At 40.8% G+C, this 25,367-nt stretch carries 18 protein-coding genes and 1 tRNA gene; 5 read left to right on the plus strand and 14 right to left on the minus strand.

Translation table 11 applies throughout. The annotated features are described in order from the left end of the window. Nucleotides 1–484: 484 nt before the first annotated feature. The 5 genes from ABVZ64_RS00550 to ABVZ64_RS00570 all read right to left on the minus strand — a co-directional run bounded on the left by ABVZ64_RS00550 (nt 485) and on the right by ABVZ64_RS00570 (nt 4,573). The gene (locus ABVZ64_RS00550) at nt 485–1,897 is read right to left on the minus strand and encodes a cellulase family glycosylhydrolase (protein ID WP_352399111.1); all 1,413 of its coding nucleotides are present in this window, start codon (nt 1,895–1,897) and stop codon (nt 485–487) included. Nucleotides 1,898–2,123: 226 nt separating this feature from the next. Next, entirely contained in the window at nt 2,124–2,588 is a 465-nt protein-coding gene (bcp, locus tag ABVZ64_RS00555; RefSeq protein WP_352399112.1) for a thioredoxin-dependent thiol peroxidase, read from the minus strand. Between the two features lies 1 nt (nt 2,589). Further along, nucleotides 2,590–3,339 (minus strand): peroxide stress protein YaaA, encoded by a 750-nt coding sequence (yaaA, locus tag ABVZ64_RS00560; protein WP_352399113.1) that lies wholly within the window; start codon nt 3,337–3,339, stop codon nt 2,590–2,592. A 123-nt stretch (nt 3,340–3,462) separates the two neighbouring features. After that, nucleotides 3,463–3,915, minus strand: coding sequence for a metallophosphoesterase family protein (locus tag ABVZ64_RS00565; protein ID WP_352399114.1), 453 nt, complete (start codon nt 3,913–3,915; stop codon nt 3,463–3,465). Nucleotides 3,916–4,485: 570 nt separating this feature from the next. Beyond that, nucleotides 4,486–4,573, minus strand: a tRNA-Ser gene (locus tag ABVZ64_RS00570). A 229-nt stretch (nt 4,574–4,802) separates the two neighbouring features. On the opposite strand from ABVZ64_RS00570, the gene ABVZ64_RS00575 reads away from it, so the two are divergent. Next, nucleotides 4,803–6,779 carry a DNA gyrase/topoisomerase IV subunit B gene (locus ABVZ64_RS00575; protein WP_352399115.1) on the plus strand — a complete coding sequence of 659 codons (1,977 nt, stop codon included), beginning with the start codon at nt 4,803–4,805 and terminating at the stop codon, nt 6,777–6,779. A 17-nt stretch (nt 6,780–6,796) separates the two neighbouring features. Further along, nucleotides 6,797–9,028: a DNA gyrase subunit A gene (locus ABVZ64_RS00580; protein WP_352399116.1), complete on the plus strand. Its 2,232-nt coding sequence runs from the start codon at nt 6,797–6,799 to the stop codon at nt 9,026–9,028. A gap of 145 nt (nt 9,029–9,173) precedes the next feature. Here ABVZ64_RS00580 and ABVZ64_RS00585 read toward each other — a convergent pair whose 3' ends face one another. After that, a complete protein-coding gene (locus tag ABVZ64_RS00585; RefSeq protein WP_352399117.1) occupies nt 9,174–9,800 on the minus strand; it encodes a Crp/Fnr family transcriptional regulator in 627 nt (208 codons plus the stop codon). A 111-nt stretch (nt 9,801–9,911) separates the two neighbouring features. Between ABVZ64_RS00585 and ABVZ64_RS00590 the strand changes: the two genes are divergently transcribed. After that, nucleotides 9,912–10,865 (plus strand): nucleoside hydrolase, encoded by a 954-nt coding sequence (locus tag ABVZ64_RS00590; protein WP_352399118.1) that lies wholly within the window; start codon nt 9,912–9,914, stop codon nt 10,863–10,865. A gap of 275 nt (nt 10,866–11,140) precedes the next feature. Here ABVZ64_RS00590 and ABVZ64_RS00595 read toward each other — a convergent pair whose 3' ends face one another. Both ABVZ64_RS00595 and ABVZ64_RS00600 read right to left on the minus strand, forming a co-directional pair. After that, nucleotides 11,141–12,415 carry an L-cysteine desulfidase family protein gene (locus ABVZ64_RS00595; RefSeq protein ID WP_352399119.1) on the minus strand — a complete coding sequence of 425 codons (1,275 nt, stop codon included), beginning with the start codon at nt 12,413–12,415 and terminating at the stop codon, nt 11,141–11,143. A gap of 292 nt (nt 12,416–12,707) precedes the next feature. After that, nucleotides 12,708–14,243 (minus strand): sigma 54-interacting transcriptional regulator, encoded by a 1,536-nt coding sequence (locus tag ABVZ64_RS00600; protein WP_352399120.1) that lies wholly within the window; start codon nt 14,241–14,243, stop codon nt 12,708–12,710. Between the two features lie 387 nt (nt 14,244–14,630). On the opposite strand from ABVZ64_RS00600, the gene lplA reads away from it, so the two are divergent. Together lplA and lipA are read left to right on the plus strand one after the other, a co-directional pair. Further along, the gene (gene lplA, locus ABVZ64_RS00605; RefSeq protein ID WP_352399121.1) at nt 14,631–15,626 is read left to right on the plus strand and encodes a lipoate--protein ligase; all 996 of its coding nucleotides are present in this window, start codon (nt 14,631–14,633) and stop codon (nt 15,624–15,626) included. Nucleotides 15,627–15,709: 83 nt separating this feature from the next. Beyond that, on the plus strand, nt 15,710–16,564 hold the full coding sequence (gene lipA, locus ABVZ64_RS00610) for a lipoyl synthase (protein ID WP_352399122.1): 855 nt from the start codon (nt 15,710–15,712) through the stop codon (nt 16,562–16,564). A 351-nt stretch (nt 16,565–16,915) separates the two neighbouring features. On the opposite strand, the gene ABVZ64_RS00615 is transcribed toward lipA, so the two are convergent. The 6 genes from ABVZ64_RS00615 to ABVZ64_RS00640 form a co-directional block, all read right to left on the minus strand. After that, nucleotides 16,916–18,250: a TolC family protein gene (locus tag ABVZ64_RS00615; protein WP_352399123.1), complete on the minus strand. Its 1,335-nt coding sequence runs from the start codon at nt 18,248–18,250 to the stop codon at nt 16,916–16,918. A gap of 22 nt (nt 18,251–18,272) precedes the next feature. Beyond that, nucleotides 18,273–19,478 carry an ABC transporter permease gene (locus ABVZ64_RS00620; protein WP_352399124.1) on the minus strand — a complete coding sequence of 402 codons (1,206 nt, stop codon included), beginning with the start codon at nt 19,476–19,478 and terminating at the stop codon, nt 18,273–18,275. Then, nucleotides 19,475–20,677, minus strand: a complete 1,203-nt coding sequence (locus ABVZ64_RS00625; protein WP_352399125.1) for an ABC transporter permease — start codon at nt 20,675–20,677, stop codon at nt 19,475–19,477. The genes ABVZ64_RS00620 and ABVZ64_RS00625 overlap by 4 nt, the downstream gene beginning before the upstream one ends. Then, nucleotides 20,674–21,573, minus strand: a complete 900-nt coding sequence (locus ABVZ64_RS00630) for an HlyD family secretion protein (protein WP_352399126.1) — start codon at nt 21,571–21,573, stop codon at nt 20,674–20,676. The genes ABVZ64_RS00625 and ABVZ64_RS00630 overlap by 4 nt, the downstream gene beginning before the upstream one ends. Nucleotides 21,574–21,615: 42 nt before the next feature. Beyond that, the gene (locus tag ABVZ64_RS00635) at nt 21,616–22,194 is read right to left on the minus strand and encodes a TetR/AcrR family transcriptional regulator (protein ID WP_352399127.1); all 579 of its coding nucleotides are present in this window, start codon (nt 22,192–22,194) and stop codon (nt 21,616–21,618) included. 255 nt (nt 22,195–22,449) lie between these two features. Beyond that, nucleotides 22,450–25,212, minus strand: a complete 2,763-nt coding sequence (locus tag ABVZ64_RS00640) for a transporter substrate-binding domain-containing protein (RefSeq protein WP_352399128.1) — start codon at nt 25,210–25,212, stop codon at nt 22,450–22,452. Nucleotides 25,213–25,367 lie beyond the last annotated feature (155 nt).

Consider the following 25,367-nt stretch of genomic DNA (forward strand, 5'->3'; position numbering starts at 1 on the left):
ATGGAGTGGGACAGCCTTTGGTGCGGCAGGACATATTGATTGCGCGCAAAAAGGTTCCTTCTAACCTAATCAATTTAAAAATTTCCAAGCTGGTTTTTCTATTTCCCCTTGAAGCTTTACTAAAAAAGGTAAATAAAGACCCTTTCGAGACATCCCTATGTCTACGTTTTTGCCCATCGCCAACAAAAACGAATTTAAAAGTGGGTTCATCTCGAAAGGGTGAAAAAGGAGGTTTCTTGCGGGTACTCAGCTCTATCCATGAAAACAACTCACATGAAGCACTGCTAAACGCACAAGCAAACATATTGCTTCTTTAGGGGGCTATTAGCCATCCTTTCTTTTGTTCTTACTTTATATTATGTCTGTCCTATGTGATGTGTTCACACTTGTCCCTTGGTCAAGTTTAATTTGTTTTTCCCAGGAATTTTTGTGTAACAAAAAAGGTCATCCTAACATAGATGGCCTTTTTAGCTTAATTTAAATTTTAATGAAATATTGCATCAAAAACAGGGCCCATTTCTTTAATCCAAGCACACTTTTCTCGATCATAAAACTTTGTGTCAGAGTTGACCGCAAAGGGAATTCCAGCCTTATCCAGCTGTTTTGTCATATATTTTGAAAACTCAATCTGTTCTGCCACTGAATAGTCATCCCCATCGTTATAATTTCCAGGCATCCATGCCCCTACCCAAGTGGGAATTGCTGTTTTCTTTTGCCATGCAAGGGCATAATCAATTATTTCTGTAATGCGTTTTTTCTCCTGGGCTGTGCCAGTGGTCCAAAGCTTACGCTCATTATCTTTGCTAGGACCCGATGCATAGAAATGCCATTCTGCCATCAAATAGCCATTATGCTGGGTAGGGATTTTCAGCTCATCTAGATATTGAGAGTCAGAACGCAACCTTGGAGAAATCATGATAATTCTATCAGGGCTAACCTCACGAATCCTAGAAACCACCGTTTCATATATTTCATTCAGTTTTTCTGGTTGCTTGTTTAATACATCGGTGGCCTCGATCAAAAGGTCAAAGGAAAGCAAGTAAGACTTATCTTTATATCTTTGAGCCATGGTGTACCACCAATCTGCAACCGCATCGATATTGTTTTGACTAGGTTCATTCTTAAATTCATCTGCTTGATATGCAAGCACAGGGATTAAGCCGTTCTCCAAACAATCATCTATTTGCTTATCTAAATACTTGAATAAATTCTCATCGGCGTTATCTTTCACACGTATCCTAACATGGGAAACCCCAGCTTTTTTAAAATCTTCCACTGCTTTCGTGTCATATGCTTCTTTCCCCTGCTCTGTTTTGGACCAATCCACATCCATCCCCTTGCCTAGCATCTTCTGATATTCCCAAGGTTTGATGGGGGTAATGCCTACTTGTTGGCCATAGCCTTTCTGGCTAGATATTTCCACTGTTTTCGTGTCATCATTCCAATCAACACCAAAGTTTAGCGCTTCTCCCAAATCTCTCAGCTTTAAATAGTTATTTCCATTGATTAAATATACCGCCATTTCAATCTCCTCTCCGTCCAACTTTATTTTGGAAGTAGCAGGGATGGCGGTTTGGGTGGCTTGGTTAGAAGAAGTGCCCATTTCTGTTCCTACGGGGGCATACGGCTTTCCTGTTTTCAAAACAACGGCGTTATTTTCCTTTTGCCATTCCACAGAAAATTCCTTTTCCGTATTATTTAAGATAAATGCCACATCACGCAAGTTGAAGTAGCTATAATTATTTACGGTGTACGCCTCAAAGGAACGAGGAGTATGATTAACCTGAACCGTTGCTGTGCTTTTTTTCGCCTCATAGCCAGCAGCATAGGCATTCATAGGTAGTAAAGTAGTACCAACAAACAATGCCATTAAAACAAGGTACTCTCTTTTCTTCATGATATCTCCTTTCATTTGTCCAAATATTTCATAATGCAGGCCTATTATAGCATGAAAACTTGAAGTATTTATTACATTTATATTGCATTTATGCAAATTTCATATAAAGAAAGAACTACCGATGATTCAACCGCTTTTATTAAAGCAACAGCTTAGGGCCATGAAACTGCGAAAAAATAATACTACCTCCCATCCGGCTAGAAACAACATTATTTTCAGAGTAACTTCAATTTTTCTCTTGCAGATATTCCAAAATCTCTTGGGCATTAGTGTCAGGTTTTACCTTTGGCATCACTTTTTCAATCAGTCCCTGCTCATCAATCACATAGGTTCCTCGAACCACACCCATACCCACTTTTCCATAGAGTTTCTTCTCTTTCCACACATCGTAGGCCTGAATGGCAACCAAATCAGGGTCGGATAGCAACATAAAAGGCAAATTATGTTTTTGGGCAAATTTTTCATGGGATGTCACAGTGTCCTTGCTAATGCCAATGACCACCACGTTTTGCTTTTGAAACCCATCATAATTCCTTGCAAAGGCACACGCTTGGCGGGTACAGCCAGGGGTATTATCCTTTGGATAAAAGTATAACACAACCTTTTTCCCTAGAAAATCCCTTAAGGATACCGGGTTTCCATTCTTATCCTGAAGGGTAAAATCAGGGGCTTTTGTATTCACTTCTAACATTTCATTCTCCTCCTTTTATAAATATCAAGTGATTTTCTGTAGAGTGTTTTTCGGAAAAAGTATAACCAAGACGGTCAAATGATTTGATACCAGCAACATGTGTAATTTTATTTTCTGCTAAAAATCTTACCATCTCTCCCCGTGCCATTTTGCACATGGTACCCTTTTCCACCACTTTTCCTTCCTTTTCTTCACCAAAGGTACAGTTCAGCACATGGGTTTTATGAAATAGATGGGGCGTCACCCCTTTGCTATATTCCTTCGATGCTAGGTTTAGAACAAAGTCCGTCTCCTGAGACAATTGGTTTGCGAGACGATCTCCCCAATACGCATATAAGTTTTTCTTGCCTTCCACCATAAGCTTTGCCTGCATTTCCAAACGGTAGGGCACGATGCCATCCAAAGGGCAAAGCATACCATAAAATCCCGATAATATCCGCAGGTGTTGTTGCAAAAATTCCAACTGCCCATCCTCAAACACCCCAGGCGCCATATATTGATACTGAATCCCTTCGTAGGAAAGAATGGCTGGTGTTAGGTTTTTTTCCAAATCCATCCCCTGTAAGCGTTGGTAGTTTAGCTTGGCAATGGCATCATTACATCGCCACAGGGCTTGAAGCTTGTGGAGGGGCATCCTTTGGAGGCATTGCTTTATTTTTTGGGCTTCGGGTAAAAACCGGGGAACACCTCGAATACCTAAGCTATCGCTATCAATGTTCATTTTTTTTGCGGGTGAAATGATTATTCTCATTTACTTATTCCTCATATTCCATAAATTCCAAAGGTTTCAGGGGGTTTGTCTGCCCCAAATCCATGGTATCTCTCAGGATTCACGCCACACCCATTTTACATTTTGAAAAAAATGCAAAATAAATCATGGCATAATCACAACTTTTTCATGTGCATAGTCTTCACCATCCACCACCATACGGCAAATACTAATTTCCAGGTCAAAGCGTCGTTTACCACAACTGCCTGGGTTTAAAAATAGAATACCATCCACCAGCTTTGATTCATACTTATGGGAATGGCCATAAATCACTACGTCAACGCCCGTTAAATCCTTGGGAATATCTTTTTTGTTATGGACGATTAAGAAGCACACTTCCTCAACCCTTACTTTCAAAAAATCGGGCAAATACGCCGCCCACTCTTTATCATTATTGCCCCGAACGATATATGCCTGTCCAAAGGATTTGATTTGTTCCACTAGGGCATGGGTATTTACATCCCCCCCATGGAAAATGATATCAGCAGAGTTTAACTCCTTTTTCACTTCTTCTCGCAGCAAGCCATGGGTATCTGAAATAATGGAGATTTTTTTCATGTTACGCCCCCTTAGACGAAAATACATGGTTTTTATAATTATAACAAAAAAGAATCATTCTCTCAAAACAATTTTTATTAAAAATAGAAATTTTTAAAAAAGTGCCAATTTAGCAAACGCCTCCTTAACTATTTTTCAAATGATGTAAGCTTAATTTATGTTGGTGTATATTTTTTATAACTTTATCTAATTCAATCTTTTACTTAGCAATCCTGGGCAGTTCTTTGGTACATTGGTATCTGTAGTGTGCTTACCAACTGTGATATGCTCTAGGAATCCTTTTATGATATAGCCATGGTTAGTATTCCCTACTGGTTTTCCCTAAAACCCTGGCCGAATGAGCTAGGTCTTTTTTGTCCTAATCATGCCCATAAAATCATCTTTTATGGCTTTTCTCACAAATTCCAGTCTTTTGATTTTTCTTTTTACCTTTTCAAACAAGGGAATGTATGCTATAATGTTCCACTCTATCCCAGTTGTTTCCTTAAGGGCTTTATCCTTAGGTATTTTATATTTTTAGAAAAGGTTTTGGACAAAAAAAAAAACACCTTCCGGTGTTCTTTTTTTCTACGGAGACGGTGGGATTCGAACCCACGGACGGGGTTAACCGCCAAACGATTTCGAGTCGTTCTCGTTATGACCACTTCGATACGTCTCCCTATAAAATAAAGCTTAACCATTTGGCAGCGAAAACCAAACATTGATTTAGCCCATTTATTATATCAACCTTCGCATAAAAAATCAAGAATTTTGTCAATAATATTGCACAAGGGCTAAGCCATTGCCTTGACACAAAAACCAAACTAATGTAAATTAATATATATTGGGATAAATTTACTTCTTACCTATATATATGGGGTCAGATAACAAATAAAGCAGGTGTTTTCATGAAATCAAAAGAAAATTCAACTTATACAAACGAAAGTATCACCTCCCTGAAAGGTGCGGATCGTGTGCGACTTCGCCCAGGTGTTATTTTTGGTTCCGATGGACTGGATGGCTGTGAGCACGCAGTCTTTGAAATCCTATCTAACTCTATTGACGAGGCCCGTGAAGGCTACGGAAAGAAAATCGAAGTGGTTCGCTATGCTGATCATTCCATTATGGTGAAGGACTATGGGCGAGGTATCCCTGTAGATTATAATAGCAAAGAGGACCGGTTTAACTGGGAATTGGTTTTCTGCGAACTTTACGCAGGGGGCAAATATCAAAACAACTCAGGGGAAAACTATGAGTTTAGCTTGGGCCTAAATGGCCTAGGTACCTGTGCCACCCAGTATGCCTCCGAATATATGGATGTGGTCATCTATCGTGATAATACTTGTTACAGCCTCCACTTTGAAAAAGGGGAAAATGTAGCAGGCCTCATGAAAGAGCGTGCCGACAAACACCCTTCCGGCACTCAAATTAAGTGGCGTCCCGATCGTGACGTTTTTACAGAAATTAATATCCCCCTGTCCTATTTTCAAGATGTATTAAAAAAACAGGCAGTGGTAAATGCCGGCTTAACCTTTGAATTATTTGATGAAGCAAGCGGCGAAAAATTCATTTATTGCTATGAAAACGGCATAAAAGATTATTTGGTTGAGCTCTCCGGCAAAGATAGCCTTACCGATGTGCATTACTTACAAACAGAAACAAAGGGCAAAGATCGGGAGGACAAGCCCGAGTATAAGCTTAAGTTTGAGGCGGCTTTTTGCTTTAACAATCAGGTGAATGCTTTGGAATATTACCATAATTCCAGCTTTTTGGAATATGGCGGTTCCCCTGACAAAGCAGTGAAAAACGCCTTTGTTTTTGCCATCGACAAATACTTAAAAACCAATAATCTCTATAAAAAAGATGAAAAGAAAATCACATTTGCAGATATTGAGGATAGTTTGATTTTGGTCATCAATTCCTTCTCCACCGTTACCAGCTACGAAAACCAAACAAAAAAATCCATCACCAATAAGTTCATACAAGATGCTATGACGGACTTTTTCCGTGAGCAATTAGAAATTTATTTTATTGAAAATAAAATAGATGCAGAAAAAATTGCCGCCCAGGTTTTGGCAAACAAACGAAGCCGTGAAACAGCGGAAAAAACACGAATTTCCATCCGTAAAAAGCTCACAGGCACATTGGATATGAACAATCGTGTTGAAAAATTCGTCAACTGCCGAACCAAGGATACCAACCGCCGGGAAATTTACATCGTTGAAGGTGACTCTGCATTGGGTGCCTGTAAGCTGGGCAGAGATGCAGAATTCCAGGCAATCATCCCCATCCGAGGGAAGATTTTAAATTGCCTAAAAGCAGACTACAATAAAATTTTTGCTAACGACATCATTACCGACCTTTTAAAGGTTTTAGGCTGTGGCGTAGAAATCAAGTCAAAGCACACATCAGACCTAAACTCCTTTGATTTGAGCCAGTTGCGCTGGAACAAAATTATCCTGTGCACCGATGCCGATGTGGACGGATTCCAGATTCGCACCCTGCTTTTGACCATGCTGTATCGGTTGGTGCCAACCCTAATCCATGAGAAAAAGGTTTATATCGCCGAGTCCCCTCTTTATGAGATTATCAACGGCAAGCAAACCTATTTTGCATATTCTGAAACAGAAAAAGCTGAAATTTTAAGCAAACTAAAAGGGAAAACGAAAATCAACCGCTCCAAGGGGCTTGGTGAAAACCAACCAGAAATGATGTGGGAAACCACCATGAACCCTGCTTCCAGGCGGTTGATCTTAGTGACTCCCGATGATGCCGCCCGTACCCAGAAAATGTTCGAACTTTTACTGGGGGAAAACTTGGCAGGCAGAAAAGAATTTATCGCCGAAGAAGGCCACAAATATCTGGATTTGACAGACATTAGTTAGAAAGACGGTGTACCAACATGGCAAAAAAGAAAAATACAACCACAGAGGTAAACGACATTTTCATTCATGAGCAGGCAATTACCCAAACTTTGGAGCTCAACTATATGCCCTATGCCATGAGTGTGATTGTTTCCCGTGCAATTCCCGAAATTGACGGGTTCAAGCCCTCCCACAGAAAGCTTTTGTACACCATGTACCTGATGAACTTACTCAAAGGTGACAGAACAAAATCTTCCAATGTGGTCGGGCAAACCATGAAGCTTAACCCCCATGGTGACGGGGCAATTTACGAAACCCTGGTGCGTTTGACAGAAGGTAACGGTGCCCTTTTGGTTCCCTTTGTGGATTCCAAGGGGAACTTTGGCAAGCAATACTCCAGAGATATGGCTTATGCAGCACCCCGTTATACAGAGGTAAAACTGGGAACCATTTGTAATGAGCTTTTTGGGGATATTGAAAAAAATACAGTGGATTTTATAGATAACTACGATGGCACAATCAAAGAGCCTACCCTTCTGCCTACCACCTTCCCAAATATTTTGGCTAATCCAAATTTAGGAATCGCCGTAGGTATGGCCAGTTCCATTTGCAGCTTCAACTTATCAGAGCTTTGCGAAGCAACCATTCAATACATCAAGAACGACTCCATCGACCTTTGCGACCATCTCCCCGCCCCTGATTTTTCAACTGGAGGCGAGTTGATTTATAACCGTAAGGATCTGGAACAGATTTATAAAACAGGCCGTGGTAGCTTCAAACTAAGGGCAAAATACCGCTTTGATAAGGCCAATAGCTGCATTGAAATATACGAAATCCCATACACCACAAATATCGAAAGCATTATTGATAAGATTTTGACTTTGGTCAAGAGTGGAAAAATCAGAGATATTACTGACGTCAGAGACGAAACGGACTTAAACGGCTTAAAAATCACCTTAGATGTGAAGCGAAATACGGATCCTCAGCTTTTGATGCACAAGCTGTTCCGCTTAACCCCCCTTTCTGATAGCTTTAGCTGCAACTTCAACGTGTTGATCCACGGCAAACCAATGACTTTGGGTGTTGGGGATATTTTAAAGCATTGGGTGGATTTTCGCATGGATTCGATCCGCCGTCAGCTTGCCTTTGATATCAATAAAAAAGAAGAAAAGTATCATTTGTTACAGGGTCTTTCCAAAATTCTTATGGATATCGACAAGGCCATTTCCATCATACGAAATACGGAGCAGGAAAGCATGGTTGTGCCAAATTTAATGGGTGGGTTTGATATTGACCAAATCCAAGGGGAGTATATTGCTGAAATTAAGCTGAGAAATATCAATAAAGAATATATTTTACGACGTATTGAAGAACGAAAAACCTTGGCAGAGGAAATACAAGATTTAAAAGATACCCTAAAAAGTGAAACAAAAATACGAAATATCATTTGCAAACAGCTTAAAACTGTGCAGAAAAAATTCGGTAAGCCAAGAAAAACCGAAATTGTACAGGAAGAGGAGATTGTCACCATCACCAAAGACGACCTAATTGAGGATTACGGCATCCGCCTTTTCCTAACGGAAGAAAATTATTTCAAAAAAATACCCCTGGCTTCCTTGCGCTCTGCTGGGGAACAAAAACTGAAGGATGAAGATAAAATCCTATACGAATTGGAAAGCACCAACCGTACAGACATCCTTTTCTTCTCTGATCAATACAATGTGTACAAAATGAAAGCCAGTGATATTGCCGACACCAAAGCCAGCATTTTAGGGGACTACTTGCCAAACCTTTTGGGCATGGATCCAGATGAAAAAATCATCTATATGACTGCCACCTCGGACTATACAGGCTTTATGGTTTTTTTCTTTGAAAATGGTAAGGCGGCTAAAGTGCAGCTTTCGGCATATGCCACCAAGATGAACCGACGCAAGCTGGTGAATGCATATTCCTCTCGGGCAAAGCTGATTTTTATGGAAAAACTGGACGCCGAGGTGGATTATCTCCTAATGCGTAACAGCGACAAAGCCACCTTGTTAAACACCGAAATGATTCCCATGAATGCTTCCAAGAGTGCATCTGGTATACAAGTTTACACATTGAAGAAAAACAGTACCGTTTCTAACGTATTCAAGCCCCAGCAGTTCGCCTCCCTAGACTTGGAATACTACCGCACAAAGAAAATACCCTCCACAGGGCATTTTATCCAGGAAAAAGATAAAGCGGCAAACGGGTTACTATCCCAAATTCAATTGGAAGATACCTTATAACGCAAACTTTATAAAAAAAGCGGTAATTACAATAAATGTAGCTACCGCTTTTTAAAATGCTTTTATAATTTTATAATAAGTAATACTTCCATATCTTTTTGTTTTATCAACCCAATTTGTCTTGAAATTGGAATTTTCTATTTCCTTAAAATAAACTACTACAGCGTTCTTCTAACTTTTCAAAGGATAGCACATAAAACCTGTTTTTTACATATTCTAAATATCCTTCTTTACTGCATTCAGCAATGGCTCTGTTTAAACTACGTAAAGGAATAAAAGTATCTGCACACACACGGGCTTTTGTTAACATTTTTAAATCCCCAAATTTATAGTGGGAGTAAATATAATACATTAGCCTATCCTTCACACTAAGCAATGAAACCGCTGTAAGTTTTTTGGAATTTATCAATATTTTTTCAGATAACTCCTCCATTAGGCGCAGTGTAAATTGAAAATCAGCCTTCATCCAATCGATGACAAATTTCTTATGCAAAATAATTAAATCGCAATCAGAATTGCTTACCACCGTTGCAGTTTTTGCCCTGGAATGAAACAACTCCAACTCACCAAAGCAGCTATTGGTTTCAAAGGAATATAAAATCAGCCCTACCCCTGCTGTATTTTGGGCTACCACACTGGCACTGCCTTTCGTAATAATATATAAATAATTATTTTCTTCCCCAGCATGAATGATTATGCTTCCCTTGGGATAGCTTCGATAAATAAAAGCATCTTTTATATTTTTGGGTGCATTTTGAACATAGTGTTCCATTATTTAGCACCACCCCCCCTATTCCTTCATTTCTTGGTCATTTGACCTATTTTTAGTTTAGCACTTATTTTATAATAAATTCAACATTTTTCTCACAGATAGGAGGACTTTATGAGACGAATTATCATTGATACAGATTGTGGGAGTGATGATGCTGTAGCACTAATGATGGCCCTAAAGTCAAAAAAAATTCATATTGAAGCCATCACAACAGTATGCGGCAATGTTCCCGTTGAGCTGGCAACCAAAAACACCCTAATGACCATTGAAGTGGTCAACAAACAACAGCCCCCCGTCTATGTTGGTGCGGCGAATCCTCTCATGAGGAAACTGGTTACAGCTGGCAATGTGCACGGTGAGGATGGAATGGGAGATTTGGATTTGATCCATCCCACAATTTCCGAAGAACATGGGTATGCCGTTGATGCAATTTTAAAGGTTGTGAATGGGCACCCCAACGAAGTTGAAATCGTAGCCTTAGGCCCTGTAACAAATATAGCTCTGGCAATTCTAAAAGACCCGAAAATTATGCAAAAAGTAAAGCATATTTATTCCATGGGGACGGCAGGCTTTGGTCGCGGCAACGCCAGCCCTGTTGCTGAATATAACGTTTTTGTAGATGCAGAAGCCTATGACATTATGCTAAAATCTGGAATACCCATCACAATTATCGGGTTTGATGTGTGCCTTGGGGATGCTGCACTTAACAGTGAGGACATGGATATGCTCCTGGCCAGTGAAAAAAAAGAGGCCATTTTTGCCGTTGAATGCAACCGCTCTTTATTTCAGTTTAACTTAAAGCAAAGTGGAGGCCATTTTGTTGACCTGCCCGATGCCATTGCCATGGGAGTTGCCCTTTGGCCAGATATTCTTTTAGAGTCGGTGTCTTGTTTTTGCCATACCTGCATCATGGACCCCTTTACCTATGGCCAAGTCATTATAAATGATAAACAACTTTGTTCCATTCAAGATGCGCACTGGAACAAAAAAGGAAACGCAACCCTATGTAAAAAAATTGACACAAAAGCCTTCAAATCCAAGCTGTTTCAGGTTTTGACAAATTAGTACGCCTTTTGAAAAATACCTATGGAAAAAGCCCCTCAGAATAATTATGAGGGGCTTTTTAGGGGATATTACAAAGGAAAATTGGCATACCATTTTGTCCTCTTTTACCACGCCATTGTGGCAAAAACAAGGACATTTTTAAAACTCCAATAGACAACTTGCAAGCTTACTTGGGCTTTTCCATTAACCTTATTTGGCTATATACATAGGAAATCCCTTTTGTTATTGTTTATGATAACGCTACTTTTTTTGAAACAAGGGGGATATAGATATTTTTATTTTCCTTGCATAATCTCAATCACTTTCATATCTACATCGGCTAGGCCTTCATGGGAAAGCTTTGCTAAGCTCTTTGCCGTCTCTTCTGCCTTTTCGCTGATAATACCATCTGTGGGCTGAATAATGCTATTATCCATTGCAAAAAGCGCTGAGTACACTGCCTCCCCGGCACAAATGGAAAGCTTTAATGCACATCCACCTTTGGCACCATCGCAGAACATACCTGCAACACCGCCTATCATGTTTTGGACAGCTCCAGAAATCTGTTCCAAATTTCCATCCATCATATAAACCATGCCCGCCGCACTGCCGGCCCCGGCCAAGGTTGCACCACAAATGGGGGATAATCTGCCCACATGATATTTCATGTACATAATAATCAGCATACCCAAAAACTCGGCCCGCAAAAGCTTTTCTTCCGGAACATTCATATGCTTTGCAAAAACTGCCATAGGCACCATAGTTTCAATCCCCTGGTTGCCACTACCCAGAAATGTCATAACGGAGCCATTCCCACCACTCATACGAAAATCACTGGCTGCTGCAGTAAGCTGCTTAATATCCATAAGCATATCATTGGAAAGCTTTCCGCTTTCTGCAAGTTTTTTTAAGGTTGGCCCAACGCCGATGGCATATTTTTTCTTCATGCCTAATTCTGCAATGGAAAGGTTCATTTCTATGCCCTCTTTGATGAAAGCCAAGTCTGACCCATCCACTGCATTTGCCCATTCATAAAAGTCAGCAAAGGTATATTTTGTGATATCAAAAGTATTCTCCGTCTTTTCTTGGCTGTTAGTATTTTTCTTGTTTACGGTTACATTGCCGTCTTTTTCAGCAAAAATCATGTTATCATGGGCTTTTTCTGTAATGGTTTGGGCTTTTTCCTGGGCATTGGTAGCCACACACTCGATATAAAATTCACTGCTAGGAAGCACTTTGACAGAAACAAAGCCCTCCTTTACCAACCTTTTTGCCTCTGTTACCTGATTGGGATGGATTTGTGCAAAAATCTCCATGGTGTTACCTGGCTTGCTTAAGATATACCCCAAGGCACAGGACAGCTCAATGCCGTTGGTGCCAGCATTTGGGATTTGAACGCTATACGCATTTTTAAAAATATTGGAGCTAATAACCATATCTAAGTGGGTTGCAGGCTTTGTTAAAAGCTCGCAGGTTCTGGATACTGCCAAACCAATGGCAACTGGCTCTGTACAGCCCATGCTCGGTTTCATTTCACTTTTTATGGCATCAAAGATGATATTCATATTCATAAAAGATTCCTCCTTGTTGATAAACTTCCCTTTTCCTCTTATCTCTATGAATCTATATAAAGCAATTTTGATGCCAAAATAAAAATCCCCTTTTTTAAGGCATATTATATTTTAGAATTCTCAATTTTGAGAAAACAAAAAAGAAACAATTTTAATATCATTCCAATAAAAAATAAAAACCTCTTAACAAACACAAAAAAATTATGTTTCGTTAAAAGGTTTTCCCCATTCTTCCTTGAAAAAGACTTAATTTTTAACTTCTCAATAATGAGATGATTTCTCAAAAATGAGATTAAAGTAAGTTGTATTTTTTTAGTTTTCGATATAAAGTGGCACGGCTAATCTGCAATGACTCCGCCATTTGCTCCTTGTCTTCCACGGTGGACTCCCCACGAATCATATTGGTCAGCACACGCTTTTCGTATTCCTCCATAATTTTATCCAGGGACCAGGTTTCGTAACCCTTTGCCGAGCGTAAAACGATATGATCGGGTAAATCCGAAAGCTGCACTTCCTCTCCCTCTACAATATTGGCAAAATATTCAATGATATTTTTCAACTCCCGCACATTTCCTGGCCAATGGTAATTCACTAAGGTTTCCATGCCTTGGGCAGAAACCCCGCGGATCTGCTTGCCCAACTTTTGATTATAATATGCGATGTAATACTTCACCAAGGAGGGGATATCCTCCTTACGCTTGCGTAGGGGCGGCAATTCGATGGGGATAATATTCAGACGGTAATACAAGTCCTCACGGAAAGTTCCTTCCTCCACCATGTGCTGAATGTCCTTGTTGGTGGCACAAATCACCCGAATGTCGATGGGGATGGTTTTCTGCCCACCAATACGCTCCAGCTTGCTCTCTTGTAGCACCCGAAGAAGCTTGGTTTGCACAGGAAGGGGCATATCGCCGATTTCATCCAGAAAAATGGTGCTTTTATCCGCCAGTTCAAACTTTCCGATGGCACCCTTTTTCTTTGCCCCCGTAAAAGCCCCCTCCTCGTAGCCAAACAATTCACTTTCCACCAAATTTTCAGGGATTGCCGCACAGTTGATTGAAATCATCAGTTTATCTCGCCTATGACTTAAATCATGAATCATTTTTGCCATAATCTCTTTTCCAGTACCACTTTCCCCTCGTAAAAAAACAGTGGAATCGGACTTGGCCACCTTCTGCCCAATGGCAATTGCTTCCTGCATCTTTTGGCTTTTGCCCACAAAAGACCACACCTTGTTATCATCATGCACCACCTGCAACTGCTGCTCTAAGCGGTCTTTTGCCTCCGAGGTATAAAGCTTGCTTTCCAAAAGCATTGTCATATATTTCAAAAATTCTTCTAACTGGGGGCGGTTTTTCAGTAGGTTTTCTCTCTGCTTTTCTTGGAAAGCGATGATGGAAATAACACCCACCACAACCCCATTTTTGAAAATGGGGTATGCTAAGTTGGCCAATTCCTTGCAATAGGAACGTTTTTCACAGCCAATACAATTTGGGTCTTCCGCCACATTTGTAATGATGCCGCTCTCCCCTGACCTTAGAATACCGTCAAAAAAGTTGGCATGGGCAATGGTGTTACCAATTTCAACGGCATAGTTACCCGTTCCTGCGACTCGAATCAGCTCGTTATCCACCACCGTTACGTCAGACTCCAAAATGGAGGAAATTGCTTGGGCATAGGCCTGTATAAAGGTTTGAATCTTCATCAAAGCAGTCACATCTCTCACCTCTTCTTTTTTCAGTATAGCGGAAATTTTTAAAACACACAACAAAAAATCCCCAAAGCTTTTTTCATTTCTACCCATAACCACAGGACTTTCTCCCACCATACCAAAAACTCCTTCCCAATGCTGGATTTCTACTGCATAATGTATTCCCTGGAAATACAATTTTAAATAAGCTTAAATCTGTTGAATTTTTTTATGATTTTTTCCCCCCTACCCAACAAATAAAAAAGCATATTGAATCCCGAAAAGACTGTAAGCCTTGGTTTCATCTTTTTCAACAAATATGTTTTATGTTGTTTTTTGTTTTCCAAAACAGTCTAAAATATATGTACAAAAAGAAATAAATATTTTTTTCTTTGTAAAACTATCCCAAAAAATCAACCTTTTTCCCCTTTTTCCTCGCCTTTTACCAAAGCTAGCTCCCTTGCCATAGGCCCATATATTTAGTATACTTAAATTGTATTTTACAAATGATAAGGAGGGCTTAATATGATTTTTTTTCAGCCAAAAGAAACTGACGCTGCACTGCATTTTGCATCCGAAGAATACTGCATGACTGCCTTGGGTCAATCCCAAGATATTTTCATGCTTTGGCAAACGGACAACTGCGCTATGCTTGGCAGCAATCAAATCGCCCAAGACGAAATTGATCTTGACCTTGCAAAGGAGCATGGTGTGCAAATCGTTCGCCGTTCTAGTGGTGGCGGAACAATTTATACCGACCATGGCACTTTATTGTGCACCCTAATCACCCCATTTACCCCTGGGGACGACGCAAAGGCTATGGGGCGTACCCGTTTGGCAGAACCCATTATTGAGGCTTTGCAAAAAATGGGCATCCATGCTGAAGTCAAAGGGAGAAACGATATGCTTTTAGACGGAAAAAAGATTTCTGGCTTAGCACAGCGTTTGGGGAAAAACTACCTTTGCAGCCACTGTTCCCTTTTATTTGACGCAGAACTTTCAGTTTTGGAAAAAATCCTCACTGTGGATGAATCTAAGATGAAAAACAAGGGCATTTCCTCTGTGCGTAGTCGTGTGACAAATATCAGCGAACATCTTCCAGAAAAATATACAACACAGGAATTTAAGGCTCTTTTTATTCAGGCTTTACAAGAAATTATGCCTATGGAAAGCTACCAATTTACCCAAGAGGATATGAACGGCATTGCAAAAATCCGTGATGAAAAATATGCAAATCCCCTTTGGACATACCGCACCAACACCAACTTTACCCACCATAGCGACACACGTCTGCCTTTAGGTAAGGTTGAGACTTATTTGGAAGTACAAGAAGGTATGATTGCAGCTTGCTCCATCCGTGGGGACTTTCTTTCCATGAAACCCATAGAGGAATTAGAGACTATTTTAACCAACAAAGCATTTCATAAAGATGCCCTGTTGGCCTACCTTAAGGAAATTGACTTATTCCCCTATCTGGGCGGCATTACGGCAGAAGAGTTTGTTGCCGTACTATTTTCTTAAGCCTTTTTGAAATAGCAAATCAGGCTTTATTTCTATGCCTTGTGTTTCAATTTCTAAGTATATGATAAATGGAGGAACCAAACATGTTAGAAAAACCCGAATGGTTAAAAAGAACTTATAGAGAAGATCCCAACTTAAAATATGTACGCCAAATGTTAAGCACGCTCCACCTCAACACCATTTGCGATGAAGCCATGTGTCCAAACTTTGTGGATTGCTTTTCCAAAAAAACTGCAACTTTTATGATTTTGGGGGTAAATTGCACCCGTAACTGCCGTTTTTGCAACGTAACCAACAGCGAACCCCAAAAAATTGATGTAGATGAACCAAAACGAGTTGCAGAGGCAGTATCCAAACTAGGGCTGAAATACGTTGTCATCACCTCTGTAACCAGAGATGACCTGCCCGATGGTGGTGCCGCCCACTTTGCAGCAACCATCCGTGCAATTCATAAATCAAACCCCGACACAGCCGTTGAGGTTTTGATCCCCGATTTCCTGGGAAATCGAGATGCTTTAAAAGTTGTTGCTGATGCAAACCCCGAAGTGATTAGCCATAACATGGAAACTGTGAAAGAATTATACGACCAAGTTCGCCCTCAGGCAATCTATGGAAGATCCTTGGAAGTGCTGAAATCCATCAAGGAATTGGCACCCAAAATTCGTTCCAAAACAGGCATTATGTTGGGTCTTGGGGAGACACCAGAGCAGGTTTATGAAGTGATGGACGATTTAAGAGCCGTTGGCTGTGAATTCTTAACCATTGGTCAATATCTGGCGCCTTCCACTGCTCATTACCCCGTTCAGGAATATATCACCCCCGAACAGTTTGACCTGTATGGCAAAGTTGCAGAGGACAAGGGCTTTGCTTTTGTTGCTTCCGCCCCCTTTGTCCGTAGTTCCTACAATGCGGCTGAAGCATTGGAGGCACAGGTATAACAAATACATAAAAAAAAGGCAAGCATTCGTTTGAATACTTGCCTTTTTATTTTGCTGCAAAGGATATACCCCTTTTTATTTGGTTTTTTTTGCCTAAAACAAAAGAGGAGACAATTGCTAGGCACTGAAAATAACTTCTGTTCAAATAAGCCAAGCCTGTAAGCCAAATCCCACAACAGTTAAACGAGAAAATACCCTGCCCATCCCCTATCCTCCCTAATCGGAAAACAACAACTGATTTTTAATAAAACAAAAGGCCGCCAAATCCATTGGCAACCCTTTGCTCCTTTGTCGAGTTTTCCGTTAAGTCATTCGAGGTACTTATCAGAATATTCAATCCATCTGTCTTGCTTACGCACCTACCTGCGCTTTATAGGTGTCATAAATATCTAGTGAAGTACCGCTCATCAAAAGACGGTATTCTTCCCAAGCCAAATCATAATCGTATGCAGCCGCCATTAACGCCAGCTCATTTTGCTTGAACTGAAGTTCTAATGCCTGAATTTCAACAGAGGATAGCATCCCCACTTCAGCTGTTTTTTGCTGTTGTTCTAATTGGGTTTTTGCCTTCTCATAAGTATCTTTTTGAATTTGATAAGCGGATGCCGCTTTGTTAATGCTATCCAGCTTCTTTTTCAAATCATTGGCAATAGCAATTTCCTGATTTTCCATGGAAACTTTGGCAATATCCATATCTAACTGATGGGCTTTAATTTGGCCTGAATATAGTGTGTTATCTTTGGTTTTTTGTTCTGCCTGCTGATAGTCTCTACGCAAGGTTTTCAGCTGATAGTTCTTATCCTTTGCCTCTTTCAGCAGTTCTTCGCTATATTCTGGGGCATATTCGATTACTCTTGCCATATCAGGCGCAACGATTTCTAATTCACCATCAATCGGCTTACCCATCAAATCGTTAATTTGGCGTTTCAACAGTGTCAGACCATCCTTTGCATCTTGAACATCCTTGCTATTTTCTGACACGGTTAATTTTGCCTGCTTTAGGTCTGTTTTGATGCTTAATCCCAAGGATTCCTTCTTTTCTTCAATGGTATAAAGGCGTTCCATCAAATCCTGCTTTTCCTCCAGCAAGCCGATACCCTTTTCCACCTGGGCTGTTTTTACAACCAAGAGCTGGGAAACCAAGAGAGCTTGATTATTCCAATCTTCCTGGGTTTTGTTTAAATCCTGCTTTGTGTTTTTTAAGCTCTGCTGTTGGTTTTCCAGTTCATCACGTTTTTGGTCTACTATGCTGTCCGTCATATCCTCCATGGCACTTGCTGTTTTGGCACTGCCGGAAAGAAGGCCAATACTAACCTTGCCTAAATTGGGATCAATTGCTCCCCCCAAAATCCCACCGGTAATTTGAGATGAGGTGCTTGATGCAATCTCCCCAGCCTGCCTTCTAGCATGGGCAGCGCTATCCTGAGTATCCTTCAAATCACTTAAGCCCTCATCAATGGCATCCAACCCCGACAGAACTTTTTTATAATTCAAATTCAATGTTGTTTTCAGCCGATTGCTTTTCAATACCTGCTTTTGTATTTCTTCCAAAGTCATTGGCCCATCTATGTTTTCTTCCGCCGCTGTTGCAACTACAGTCTTTGCAAAAACGGGTGTTGTCATGCCAAAGGTTAGCAGACCTGTCAAACAAAAGGCACTCCATTTTTTATATTTTAACCTTCCCATACCATTGCTCTCCTTTCAACCTTCACTGAGCCATTGCTTCTGCCCCTTCATCCACCACAGGCATTTGCAGCTTCTGTTCTTTCTTCTCAATACTTTTTAACCTTACCGTCCAAATGATGCAGCTTAAAACAAAGCATCCCCCACTGATGCAAGCTAAACTTACCATCTGTTGATGAATAGCCTCAAAACCACAGCCCATAAGAGCCACATTTCTGTAACCCAAAGCAAAATGTGTTAAGGGAAATACTTGTGCCAATTTCTGATAAAAACCCGTCAACGCCATGGTTGGCCATGTGTATCCACTCAAAACCAAGGAGGGAGAGGTGAATACCAAAGAAAAAGACGTAGCAAAAACGGGGTTTGGCAATATGGAGGAAAATAGCTGTCCCAAGGTAACAATGGATAAGATAAATAAAGAGCTGTATGCAAGCCACACATCAGGGCTACCCTTCATGGGAATGCCAAATTTATTTACCATAATCCAACAGCAAGCCATCCAAGTTGCCATGGCTATGATAAAATAAACCAAACATTTTATCACAACCTGAAAAATGGGATGAACCCCTTTTAGCTCCCCTAATTTGCCGCTTTCCTTTTCTCGAATCAAAGAAATCGCCGCAAAATAGATCAAAACCTGCTGCACCGTTGCAATGATAAAACCAAAGGAGAGGAAATAGCTAAAGTTATTGGTTGGGTTATACCATTGCCGGGTATAAAAGCCAACAGGGTTCATTTTTGCCAAAGCATCATCTACGGTAGAACCCTTTGCCACCAAGCTTTTTACTGCCATTTGGGTGGAAACCGTACCCAAAACCTCGGAACCCTTTACGTTTATGGTACTGCCATAGCTCATATTGACTGCATTGGAGCCCAGCAAAACCTCGGCCTGACGCCCCTGCTGCAAGTTTTTAGTAAAATCCGTAGGGAAAATCAAACAACCTACAATTTCACCGTTTTTCATTGCTGTTTCCAGCAATTCTTCATTTTCATAATACCCCACGATTTCAAAATAGGGAGATTGCTGAAAAGCCTCAACAACCTCTCTGGTTTGGGCACTATAACTATAGTCCACCACGCCCATTTTCAAATCTGAAAAGTACCCTTTTTCATAACTGGTGCCACAAAGAAGGGTTACAAAAATAGGCACCAAAACCATCAAAACCAAACTACGAGGACGCTTCAACAGATAAAGCCATTCCCGAAAAAACATACGAAAGCCTGCTATCATGCCTGAACGACCTCCTTTTCTGCCGCCTTAGGGTGCATCCGCTTCTTTGCTTCATAGGCTTTCCCCGCAAAAACAAGAACACTCAGCACAAATGCCCCAAGTGCCAACAATAGAAGCATTTCCTTGCCATGGGCAACGGTTTTTGTTTCAAACCCCACCCCCATGAGAACAATTTCTCGTACGGGGGAAAGAAAATGGGTGGAGGGCAAAAACTGTGCCCCGTCCACCAAGGCTTTTGGCATTTCACTATGAGGCCAAGAAAAGCCCGATAGAATAAATAGCGGGTATGTCAATGCCATAAGCCACTGAATGGCGTGAATTGTGTTTTTGCAAAGGGTGCCCAAAAGGGCTCCCACCCCAAGGAGACTCAGAATAAAACAGCCACACAAAATGGCCAAATCCTGCTGATTTCCCCGCATGGGAAAATGAAATACTTTTAAAATGGCATAGTAGTTGAATAAAATATTGGCATAGCCCAATCCACCATAAAAAATAAATTTATTCACAAAATGAATGGCACTTTCCATGGCTGTCATTTTGCCAGAAAGAATGCCTTCTTTTTTTTCCTCGGCAAAAGCGGTGGCCACAGTCATCAAAAACAGCTGATGAAAAATCAAGCCCGTTAAGCCCAAGCCCAAATAAGTCAAATAGCTAAACTGGGGGTTAAACCAAGGGCGTAACACCGTAGAAATGGGCATAACCTTTGCAGTGCCATCCCCAAGGGTGCTCCCCCCTGCCACAAAGCTTTTGACTGCAATCTGGGAAGAAACGGTTTTAACCACCTGCATGATGGAAACCACTGCACTGTTGCCCACAATGTTATTGGCACTATTAACCCCAACCAAAACTTCAGCCTGCTGACCAATCTGCAACGCACGGGTATAATCGGCAGGAATGACAATGACGCCCAACACCTCCCCTGATTCCATAAGGCTTAGGGCCTCCTCCTGATCCGTAACCACATAAGGCACGTAAAAACGGTCAGATTGGTCAAAAGCATCAATTAACGCCCTTGTTTTGGCTGATGAGTTGCTGTCAACTGCCGCCAATGGAATGTTATTGACTATGCCGCCGCTAAAAGCTCCGCAAACCACAATGCTTAAAGCAACAGGGGCAACGAGAAACATAAAAAGCATTCGCTTATCATGCCAGAGCATTTTGATTTCTCTACCGAAGCCCTTTAAAAATATTCTAATCATTCAGTCTCACCCACTTCATCCAGGTTAACGCTTACAAGCATACCCGGGTAAAGCATGATGTCATCTTCCCCGGAAAGGGCGATTTTCACTTTATATGTAACCACGTCTTGGTCATTCAGCTCATTTGTAGATTTTTTCACCGCAAAGTCTGGATTTTTGCTTACATTTACAATGGTGCCATGGAAAACCGTGTTGGGATAAGCCTTGCTTGTTAAAGGGAGAGTCTGTCCGATTTGTAATTTACCAATTTCATACTCATCCACATTTGCATTTATCCAACGATCATCATAATCTGTCAAGGTAATAATGGTTGTACCACTGCCCACCAATTCGCCAACGGAAGAGGAAACCAAGGTTACAGTGCCATTGCAAGGTGCATATTGGGCAGTTTGGCTCAAATTCAGGTTTACCTCAGACAAAACCCCCTGAGCCGCCTCATACTGAGAGGTTGCAGCTTGCACATCCAACCTTGCCGCTTCCAACTGAGTGGTCAGCTTATCCATGGTATCAGGGGCAACTGCTTCAATTTCATACAGCTCTTGGTATTTTGCATACTGCTCCTCCAAAAGGGCAACATTGGCCTGGGCCTTTTCCATCACAGCTTTAGCACCATTGACAGTGGCAGACGCCTGGGTTTGTTTTACCTGCACATCTCTCTTGTCCGACGAAAAAAGCAAGTCCCCCTTGGCCACTTCCTGTCCTTCGATAACAGGGATTTCTGTAAGATACCCAGGAATTTTTGCACGAATATATACCTCTTTACATTCAACCGTACCTGTAACGATATTGGGTTCAACCACCGGCGCAGACACCTGTGCAGCGTCGGTTGTGCATCCGCTTGTTGCAAAGCAACCTGCCACCAGCAACGCAAGTAATGTTCTTTTTTTGTTCAGCATACTCTTTCATACTCCTTTTCTCATTTTGCTCTTTGAAAATTGTTAGGGTAATAAAATATTAAAAATGGGACGAATTAATGTCATAGCCAAATCCGTCATTTCTTCCTTAGACATGGGCATCCCCTCTAAGAGCCACTGCTTCACCATCCCCATGGCGCCGCAAGCAATAAATTGGTGAATATACTCCTCTTTGTTGGGATCAAACTCCAACCCCATTTCCTCCTTTACCTGCATCCCCTTTCCCTTCATGATTTCTGTCAACTTTCTGGCGAAGCGATCGCTTCTTGGGTTTAGCAAGAGGCAACGGCATAACCTTTGGTTTTCCACAATATAATCACAAATTTGCCCAATCATAGGGTACTCCCAATCTTCCCCCAATTTTACCTCTACCTTATATAACATCTGGGAAAAATCTCCCGCAACCTCATTTTCAAGCTCATCCAAAAGCTCAAACACATTGTTATAATGCAAATAAAAAGTTGCTCGGTTTAAATCCGCCCGACTGGTAATATCCTTTGCTGTGATTTCTCCAAAAGACATTTCATCCATCAAATCCATCAATGCATCACGCATCATATTTTTTGTTCTTTTTATTCTTCGATCCACCTTTTCTTCTTTCATGGTGTCCTTCCTTTCCTCTGGGTTGCCTCGCTAACCAAGATCATCTCCTTTGCTTCCATGCTTTTCCTTTGAAGGCATTATATCACTACAAAAAAAGATAATCAACAATTTTCGTTTAATTAAAAAAATTTTATTTACAGCTTGTTGTTTATAAAGCAACAACTTCTTTCTAGCTAGGAATTGTTATTTTTCTCATTTTCACCATTTTCAAACAAAAAAAGCCGTTGGTAAAAGAATACCAACGACTTCCACTTTTTATTTTGATTTATCTCCCATTATTTGAATCAGGGTTTGAAAAAGTTCTTTGGCATCAATGGGTTTTGATAGGTGAGCATCCATTCCCGCTTCAAAACTCATACGAATATCCTCATCAAAAGCATTCGCCGTCATGGCAATGATAGGCACAGTTTTTGCATCCTCCCGCTGCAACGAACGAATAAACCTGGTTGCGTCAAACCCATTTATCAGAGGCATTCTGATATCCATCAAAACAGCATCATAATACTGACTAGGTGATTTTTCAAACATTTCTATGGCGATTCGCCCATTTTCACCATGTTCCACAATACAGCCTTTTTTCTCTAAAAGGGTTTGGGCAATCATGGTATTTAAAGGATGATCTTCGCATAATAAGATTCGCTTTCCTTTTAATACGTTATCATCAAATAATTCCATTTCTGAAGGGATCTGCTTGCTCCCTTGTAAAATATCCGCATTTATTTCAACGATAAACTCCGTCCCTACACCAGCCTGGCTGTTACACTGAATGCTACCGCCCATCAAATCCACCAACTGCTTCACAATGGACAAGCCCAAACCTGTACCCCCATCTACGCCAAGATTTACCCCTTGTTCCTGCTCAAAAGGCTGAAACATCTTTTTTTGAAACTCTGGGCTCATGCCGATACCCGTGTCTCGAATGGTAAATACAGCCTTGATCTGTTCCGGGCTAATGGGAATCACATCTGTAAAAAATGTAACCTTCCCCCCTGGCGGTGTAAATTTGATGGCATTATTGATGAGGTTAATAAAGATTTGTTGCAGACGAAGCTTATCAAACATTGCAGCCTGCTGGAAGTTTGTGCAAAGATGGGTCTCCAATGTAACACCCTTTTCCATAGCACTATCGTGCATAATGGTTTCTATGGCCAATATAAATTCATTGTAATTATAGGGTTCTGGGTTTAATTTCATTTTATTATTTTCTATGGTACTCATATCTAAGGTATCGTTGATCAGCGTTAGAAGGTATTGGCTTGTATGATTTACTTTTTCATGGTATTCCTTGGATAGTTCAATGTCATGACAGCTCTTGCCCAGGGTAGACATACCAACAATTGCATTCATGGGGGTACGCATATCGTGGCTCATATGGGACAAAAAATCAGACTTTGCTTTGTTGGCGATTTGCAAAATTTCATTCTGTTTGTTTTTAATAGAATAAAGGATATAGATGGTAAAATACGCCACCAAAACAAAAAAAATGAACAGCAAAAGCACAACAAACTGCACAGGATTGGTATACATCATATCCAACAAGCTGCTTTCCTGAGGGTGATTGATATGTAATCGCACCATATTGCGCAGTTCCTCCTGGGAAACAGTTCCTAAGCCTTTGGCCATGATTGAAAGTAAGATAGGGTCTGCATTTTTGGATACACCTACGCTAATTTGCTCAGACAGACCCTGCACAGTGCTATACTGCAAAACCCGATACTTGGGAATAGACATATAAAACTCGGCTTCATATGCATTGGCATAAGTAAAATCCGCCTCACCATTGCTCACCGCTTCCATACACTCCTCCACCGTGTCAAAAAAGGTGATGGACTTCCCTTCATACAACTTTTTTTCCACCAATTCAGAAACATAAAACCCCTTGGGCAAAGCAAGGCGATGGTTTTTCTCATCGCTACTGCGGTAAACCATCATATAGTCAATATCAATATATGGTTGGGTGATATAAGCATTCAAACGATTTGCCCATTGGTAAGAATACACCATGGTAGAAACAAGGTCATATTCCCCTGTTTGAAACATAGCCGCTTTTTCTTGCTGGTTATGTGTGGGTGTATATTCAAAATCAATGCCAATGGCCTTAGAAATCTCCTCAAGCACATCAATAGATATTCCGTGTGCCTCCCCCTTTTCATCTACCCTTTCAAAGGGGGCCCAACTGGCATCATACAACACACGAATGGTTGGGTGTTCCTTTATATATTCCATTTCCTCCTTGGTTAAAACCGCAGATTGGTCAACGGCAAAACTGAAATATTTCTCCCTCAAAGTACTATCAAAATTTGGCGTTGCCAATTTGATTCTTTCCAAGGCGTCGTTTAACCCCTTTAATATTTTTGTATTTCCCTTTGTGGTTGCATAATAAACGTTGCTTACATCAAACCTTGCAATGACTCGAAAATCAGGTGAATTTTGGTTGGTGCTAATTAACCCTGCATCCACCTTACCCTTACGAATGGCCTCAATCAACTCAGCATTGGTGTCATAAGTAATGGTCTCTACCGAAAAATCATTTTTCTGGCAATACTGTAATAAGCCTTCGTTTCTGACAAAGCCCTTTTGAATGCCAACGGTTATGCCATCAAATGCCTGAAAGTCCTCATATAAAAGCCTATCGTCATCCTCATTTGTAACCAAAAGAGACATACTAAGCCCTGATGAAAAACTGGGGTAATCGTAAATTTCCTCTCGCTGGGGTGTTTTTTGCAATACCCCCATGATATCGATCTCCCCTTTTTTCAGCATTTCCAGGCACTCATAAAAAGAGACCCCTGTTACATATTCATACTCCCACCCTGTATATTGGGCTATGGCTTGCAAATAATCATAGCTATAACCGGAATATGTACCATCCACCTCAATATTTTGATATATGGGTATTTCAAAAAAACCGACCCTAACTTTTTCTGTATCTTCATCTGCCCTAATAGGGATACTCCATACAAAAAAAAGTGCCAAAGAAAGGAAAGCCGTAATTAGTCTTTTCCCTTTGGACCTCATCCTGGTATCTCCACCTTTCCTCATTTTTCCTTGTGCCATGGAAAATCCACAAAGCCTTGGGAACAACCTCTTAAAAAATATAGTTCAAGGCTTTATTCACCTTGCTGACTCATTAGAAACTGAACCACCCTAAAAAAGCTATAAAAGCCCTGTGG

The organism is Anaerotignum sp. (genome assembly GCF_040307045.1).
Classification (GTDB): Bacteria; Bacillota; Clostridia; order Lachnospirales; family Anaerotignaceae; genus Chakrabartyella.

Excerpts from the sequence above, each read along its gene's own strand:
- ABVZ64_RS00600 (WP_352399120.1), bottom strand. The coding sequence starts at position 14,243 with ATGGTGGGAGAAAGTCCTGTGGTTATGGGTAGAAATGAAAAAAGCTTT.
- ABVZ64_RS00630 (WP_352399126.1), bottom strand. The coding sequence starts at position 21,573 with ATGCTGAACAAAAAAAGAACATTACTTGCGTTGCTGGTGGCAGGTTGC.
- ABVZ64_RS00640 (WP_352399128.1), bottom strand. The coding sequence starts at position 25,212 with ATGAGGTCCAAAGGGAAAAGACTAATTACGGCTTTCCTTTCTTTGGCA.
- yaaA (WP_352399113.1), bottom strand. The coding sequence starts at position 3,339 with ATGAGAATAATCATTTCACCCGCAAAAAAAATGAACATTGATAGCGAT.
- ABVZ64_RS00575 (WP_352399115.1), top strand. The coding sequence starts at position 4,803 with ATGAAATCAAAAGAAAATTCAACTTATACAAACGAAAGTATCACCTCC.
- ABVZ64_RS00595 (WP_352399119.1), bottom strand. The coding sequence starts at position 12,415 with ATGAATATGAATATCATCTTTGATGCCATAAAAAGTGAAATGAAACCG.
- ABVZ64_RS00550 (WP_352399111.1), bottom strand. The coding sequence starts at position 1,897 with ATGAAGAAAAGAGAGTACCTTGTTTTAATGGCATTGTTTGTTGGTACT.
- ABVZ64_RS00625 (WP_352399125.1), bottom strand. The coding sequence starts at position 20,677 with ATGATTAGAATATTTTTAAAGGGCTTCGGTAGAGAAATCAAAATGCTC.
- bcp (WP_352399112.1), bottom strand. The coding sequence starts at position 2,588 with ATGTTAGAAGTGAATACAAAAGCCCCTGATTTTACCCTTCAGGATAAG.
- lipA (WP_352399122.1), top strand. The coding sequence starts at position 15,710 with ATGTTAGAAAAACCCGAATGGTTAAAAAGAACTTATAGAGAAGATCCC.
- lplA (WP_352399121.1), top strand. The coding sequence starts at position 14,631 with ATGATTTTTTTTCAGCCAAAAGAAACTGACGCTGCACTGCATTTTGCA.
- ABVZ64_RS00580 (WP_352399116.1), top strand. The coding sequence starts at position 6,797 with ATGGCAAAAAAGAAAAATACAACCACAGAGGTAAACGACATTTTCATT.
- ABVZ64_RS00620 (WP_352399124.1), bottom strand. The coding sequence starts at position 19,478 with ATGATAGCAGGCTTTCGTATGTTTTTTCGGGAATGGCTTTATCTGTTG.
- ABVZ64_RS00585 (WP_352399117.1), bottom strand. The coding sequence starts at position 9,800 with ATGGAACACTATGTTCAAAATGCACCCAAAAATATAAAAGATGCTTTT.
- ABVZ64_RS00635 (WP_352399127.1), bottom strand. The coding sequence starts at position 22,194 with ATGAAAGAAGAAAAGGTGGATCGAAGAATAAAAAGAACAAAAAATATG.
- ABVZ64_RS00565 (WP_352399114.1), bottom strand. The coding sequence starts at position 3,915 with ATGAAAAAAATCTCCATTATTTCAGATACCCATGGCTTGCTGCGAGAA.
- ABVZ64_RS00615 (WP_352399123.1), bottom strand. The coding sequence starts at position 18,250 with ATGGGAAGGTTAAAATATAAAAAATGGAGTGCCTTTTGTTTGACAGGT.
- ABVZ64_RS00590 (WP_352399118.1), top strand. The coding sequence starts at position 9,912 with ATGAGACGAATTATCATTGATACAGATTGTGGGAGTGATGATGCTGTA.